This is a genomic window from Halorubrum sp. CBA1125 (genome assembly GCF_009742825.1).
In the GTDB taxonomy this organism is placed as follows: Archaea; Halobacteriota; Halobacteria; order Halobacteriales; family Haloferacaceae; genus Halorubrum.
Genome location: NZ_WPCE01000192.1, coordinates 1 through 5,116 on the forward strand (window position 1 = coordinate 1; position 5,116 = coordinate 5,116).

General features: G+C 72.8%; 4 protein-coding genes and 2 pseudogenes. 3 read left to right on the forward strand and 3 right to left on the reverse strand.

Annotated elements, in window-relative coordinates:
• Positions 1–769, forward strand: a 769-nt coding sequence (gene surE / locus GJ633_RS13620; RefSeq protein WP_156589251.1) for a 5'/3'-nucleotidase SurE, incomplete at its 5' end; no start/stop codon positions are given.
• A 67-nt stretch (positions 770–836) separates the two neighbouring features.
• Here surE and GJ633_RS13625 read toward each other — a convergent pair.
• Entirely contained in the window at positions 837–1,664 is an 828-nt protein-coding gene (locus GJ633_RS13625; protein ID WP_156589252.1) for a nucleotide exchange factor GrpE, read from the reverse strand.
• 104 nt (positions 1,665–1,768) lie between these two features.
• On the opposite strand from GJ633_RS13625, the pseudogene menD reads away from it, so the two are divergent.
• Positions 1,769–3,723: pseudogene (gene menD, locus GJ633_RS13630) on the forward strand (2-succinyl-5-enolpyruvyl-6-hydroxy-3-cyclohexene-1-carboxylic-acid synthase).
• A gap of 5 nt (positions 3,724–3,728) precedes the next feature.
• Here the strand turns inward: menD and GJ633_RS18300 are convergent.
• Positions 3,729–3,992, reverse strand: coding sequence for a BsuPI-related putative proteinase inhibitor (locus GJ633_RS18300; RefSeq protein WP_321169090.1), 264 nt, complete (start codon positions 3,990–3,992; stop codon positions 3,729–3,731).
• A gap of 131 nt (positions 3,993–4,123) precedes the next feature.
• A pseudogene (locus GJ633_RS18375) lies at positions 4,124–4,195 on the reverse strand (hypothetical protein); the annotation flags it as partial.
• 76 nt (positions 4,196–4,271) lie between these two features.
• Here GJ633_RS18375 and GJ633_RS13640 point away from each other — a divergent pair.
• Complete coding sequence (locus tag GJ633_RS13640; protein WP_321169091.1) at positions 4,272–5,018, forward strand: DUF2797 domain-containing protein; 747 nt, start codon at positions 4,272–4,274, stop codon at positions 5,016–5,018.
• Positions 5,019–5,116 lie beyond the last annotated feature (98 nt).

The window sequence follows — 5,116 nt, forward strand, 5'->3', positions numbered from 1 at the left end:
CGACGACGGCGTCGACGCCGCCGGGCTCCGCGCCCTGCACGACGCCCTCGCCGAGGACTACGAGGTCGTGGCCGTCGCCCCGACGGACGACCGCTCCTCGGTGGGCCGGGCGCTCTCGGACGACGTGGCGGTGGCCGACCACCCGCTCGGGTACGCCGTCGACGGGACCCCGGTCGACTGCGTCGTCGCCGGGCTCGACGAACTCGTCCCCGACGCCGACCTCGTCGTCGCCGGCTGCAACGAGGGAGCGAACCTCGGCGCGTACACCCTGGGTCGGTCGGGAACCGTCTCCGCGGCGGTCGAGGCGGCGTTCTTCGACGTTCCATCCGTCGCGACGTCGATGTACGTCCCCGGCGGCGACGACTGGTGGAAACGGGAGTTCGATCCGGACCACTTCGCCAACGCGACCCGCGCGACGCGGTTCCTCGTCGACGAGGCCGCCGACGCCGGCGTGTTCGACCACGCCGACTACCTCAACGTGAACGCCCCGCTCGCGGAGGATCCGGACGGCCGATCGGCGCCGATGCGGATCACCACCCCCTCCGAGTGGTACGGGCTGGAGGCGACGCGGAACGGGGACGGCAGGGTGGCCATCTCGGACCCCATCTGGGGGCGGATGAATCCGACCGACGTGCCGGACCCGGTCGGCACCGACCGACGGGCGGTCGTCGACGGCGAGGTGTCGGTCTCGCCGCTCTCGGTGCCGCACGCCGCCGAGCCGGACGCGCGGCTCGCCGAGCTCGCTGACGCGTACGCGAACCGGTCATGAGACGGAACTGCGCGGGGCGGATCCCATAACGGACCCAAACAGCGCGCGCCGCGGCCGAGGACCGGGGCTACGCGTCGTCGCTGCTGACCGTGACCTTCGCCTCGCTGAGGACGCGGTCACCCATCTCGTAGCCGGGCTCGTACACCTCGTGGATCGTCCCGTCGGGCTGGTCGCCGTCGACCCGGAGCATCACCTGGTGGCGAGCGGGGTCGACCTCCTCACCCGGCTCCGGCTCGATCGGCTGGACGCCCTCCTCGGCGAGCACCTCGTCGAACTGCTCCAGCGTCGACTTGACGCCCGGCCTGAGGTCGCTCTCCTCGTCCTGGTCCAGCGCGCGCAGGAGGTTGTTCCGAACCGGCGTGATCCGTTCGACGAGCGCCTCGGACGCGCGCTCTCGGATCTCCGCCTGCTTCCGCTTGGCGCGCTCCTTGTAGTTGCTGAAGTCGGCGCGGACGCGGGCGAGCTTGCTCGTCAGCTCCTCGACTTCCGCCTCCGTCTCGCGGAGCTCCGCGCGCGTCTCGAGAAGCTCGTCTTCCAGCGTCGCGACCTCCTCGGCGAGGTCTTCGTCGTACTCGGCGACGTCCTCGACGAGGGACTCGTCGACGGGGAGCTCCTCGTCTTCCGGTTCTTCTTCGGTCGCTTCCTCATCTCCCTCCGTCGAGCCAGCCTCGCTCGCGCTCTCGGCGGCCGCCTCCGCCGTCCCGTTCGCGTGCGCCGCGGCGCGCGCTCTTTCCGAGTCGGAATTACCTGCGTCAGACTCCCCCGTGTCGGACTCACCCGTATCAGACTCGTCCGCCTCGGTCGAGGCCGCCTCTGCCGCGGACGCGTCGGCCGCGGCGTCCGGCGTCTCGGCGTCCGGAGACTCGACCTCGACGTCGGCGTCGTCGTCGCTCATGGTCGAGTGAAGTCGGTCGTCGGGGATAAGCGTTGCAGAACGCGTCCGCCGGCGCCGCGGTCGACCCGGGGACGTATTAACGCGCGGCCGCCAAACGGGTGGCGATGACCGCACCGAACCGGAACACGCTGTGGGGGCGCGCGCTCGTCGACGAGCTGGTCGCCGCCGGCGTCGACGCGGTCGTGATCTCGCCGGGCAGCCGGTCGACGCCGATGACGGCCGCCGCCGCGCGACACGAGGAACTCCGCGTCTTCTCGCAGCTCGACGAGCGGTCCGCGGCGTACTTCGCGCTCGGCCGGGCCCGGCGCACCGGGCGCGTGACGCCGTTGATCTGCACCTCCGGCACCGCCGCGGCCAACTACAACCCGGCCGTGATGGAGGCGAGCAACGGGCGCGTCCCGCTGCTCGCGCTCACCGCCGACCGACCGCCCGAGCTTCGCGACTCCGGCGCGAACCAGACCGCGGACCAGGAGAAGCTGTACGGCGACGCCGTGCGCTACTACAAGGACCTCCCCGAGCCCGCGCCGGACGACCGCGCGCTCCGGTCGCTGCGGACCACCGTCGCGCGCGCCGTCGCGGCCGCCGAGGGCGACGACCCCGGACCGGTCCACCTCACGTCCCGTTCGCGAAGCCCCTCGAACCGACGCCGGTGCCGGACGACGTTCCGAACGACCTCGACCCGGTCGCCGCGAACGGCCGCGACGGCGCCTACGTCGACGTGACGCAGGGGGCCCCGGAGCCCGGCGACGACGACCTCCGGCGGCTCGCGAACGACCTGTCCACGGCCGACCGCGGACTGATCGTCGCCGGTCCCGCCGATCCCCCCGGGATCGACGCCGAGGCGGTCACGGCCCTGTCGCACGCGACGGGCTTCCCCGTCCTCGCCGACTCGCTCTCGGGCGTCCGGTACGGCGGCCATACCCGGGTCGCGCCCGTGATCGGCGCGTACGACGCGTACCTCTCCGGTGACCTCGCGGGAGAGGGAGACGACGAGGCGGACGCGCACGACTCCGCGGCCCGGTGGGACGACCCCGACGTGGTCCTCCGGCTCGGCGCCTCGCCGACCTCGAAGCGACTCCGGAAGTACCTCGCCAGGACGGGCGCGGACCAGTACCAGGTCGACCCGGCGGGACGGTGGCGGGAGGCCGAGTTCGCGGCCACCGACCTCGTCGTCGCCGAGCCGAACCGCCTGTGCGCTCGCCTCTCGCGGCTCGTCGCCGGCAGCGGGGAAAATCCCGACTGGCGGACGCAGTGGGAGGAGGCCGATCGGACGGCGCGGGAGGTACACGAGCGCGAGACGAACCCGCGCGGCGACCGTGACGGCGACGAACTTCCCTTCCACGAGGGCGACGTCCTCCGCGTCGTCGCCGACGCGCTCCCCGACCCGGCGACGCTCTTCGTCTCGAACTCCATGCCGGTGCGCGACCTCGACCGCTTCGTCGGACCGACGACGCGGAGCGTCACGGCGCTCGGCAACCGCGGCGTCTCCGGGATCGACGGGGTCGTCTCCAGCGCGCTCGGGGCCGGATCGGCGACGACCGACGACCTCACGCTGGTCGTGGGCGACCTCGCGCTGTACCACGACGCGAACGGGCTCCTCGCGATCGACCGCTGTGACGTCGACGTGACGATCGTGCTCGTCAACAACGACGGCGGCGGGATCTTCCACAAGCTCCCGATCGAGTCGTTCGACCCGCCGTTCACGGAGTCGTTCAAGACGCCTCACGGGCTCGCGTTCGAGCCGCTGGCCGACCTCCACGGTCTCGAGTACGCCCGGATAGACGCGCGGATGTCGGTGGGTGAGTCGCGGGCGCCGGAGGCGGATTCACGAGCGCCAGAAGCAGACTCGCGAGCGCCGGAGCGTGACGAGAGAGTGAACGAAGGCAACACGGACGCCGCGGCCGTCTCGGACGCCGTCGCCGAGGCGTACCGGCGCGCCCGCGAGGCGGACGGCTCGCACCTGATCGAAGTTCGGACCGACGCCGAAGCGAGCCACCGGACCCGGGAGCGGCTGTCGGCGGCCGTCGAGCACGCGGTCCACGGCACGGACGTCGACTGAGAGCGTCAGTCGACCGCGACGGTCGCGGTCGCGGCGACGTCCCCGATCGCCGCGAGCGTCGCTCCCTCCGGATCGGTCGCCTCCCCGTGGAGCGTTCCGACGATCCGATAGGTCCCCGGGCTCGGGTCTCGCCACGTCGCCTCGTAGACGACCCGCTCCCCCGGCGCGAGCGCCTCCGTGCCGAGCGCTTGCGTGAACAGCCGGTCCGCGCCGTACCGCCAGACCGGGTCGCGTTCAGCGGTCCGGGATGCTCGTCTCCCCGTCCGGATGCCTCGTCACCCGATCCGGCGGTGTCGGTCGACTCAGCCGCGTCGTCCGATCCGGCGGCGTCGCCGACGGCGTGGGCCGCGAAATCGGCTCGCTGTCCGGTCCGGAACCGCAGCGTGACGGGGGCGTCGCCGTCGTTCCGGACGGTGAACGCGAGGTCGACGCCGGCGGCCGTGACGGACGCGGAGAGAGACGGGGTCAGCACCGCTCTCGGGTAGCACCCGCGGGGGCTAAACTCCGGCGACGACGCGCCTAAGTCGCCGGTGCCCGTACGGGGACGCGTGCAGGTCGTCGGCTACGAGTCGGGTGAGGCGCTGTACGTCGCCAGCGGCGGCGCGGTCGAGGTCGTCGACGCCGCCGCCGGGACGGAGCTCGTCTTCGGGCTCGGCGACCGCCGCTGCGCGGGGACGCTCCACGACGGGGAGCACCTCGCCTGCGACGCCGACGAGACGCCCTACTGCGACGCGCACCGCGACGTCTGGGTGTGCGCGCGCTGTACGGGGACGTGCCTGAAAGACGAGATGGACTGTCACGAGCCGCACGCGCTGTACCTGGCGGCCTTCGCGCCCGACGTCTCGAAGGTCGGCGTCACCCGGGAGTGGCGGTTGGAGACCCGGCTCCGCGAGCAGGGCGCGGACCGGGCGGCCCACGTCCGGACGTATCCGGACGGCCGCGTCGCCCGCGAGGTCGAAGCCGAACTCGCGCGCCGCGACGATCTCGTCGATCGAGTGCGAGTCCCGACCAAGCTCGCCGGGTTCGGACGAGAGGTGGACGAGGCCGCGTGGGAGGCCCTGCTGGACCGGTTCGACCCGATCGAGCGGTTCGCGTTCGACTACGGGCTGGCGCTCGAGGACCGCCCCGTCGCGGAGACGATGGCGGCCGGCACGGTGCGGGGCTGGAAGGGCCGCGTGCTGGTGTTGGACCGCGGGGGATCGACGTACGCCGTCGACGTCCGGGACCTGGTCGGCTACGAGCTGACCGACGAGGTGCCGGACCGCGAGCTCCAGTCGAGCCTGGGCGCGTTCTAGCGTCGCGTGCTCGTTGTCGACGCGGGTTCGAGATCGACGCTCGACTCAGTCGCTCCACGACCGCACCGCACCTCACGCCTCCCCAGCCTCGGCGGACG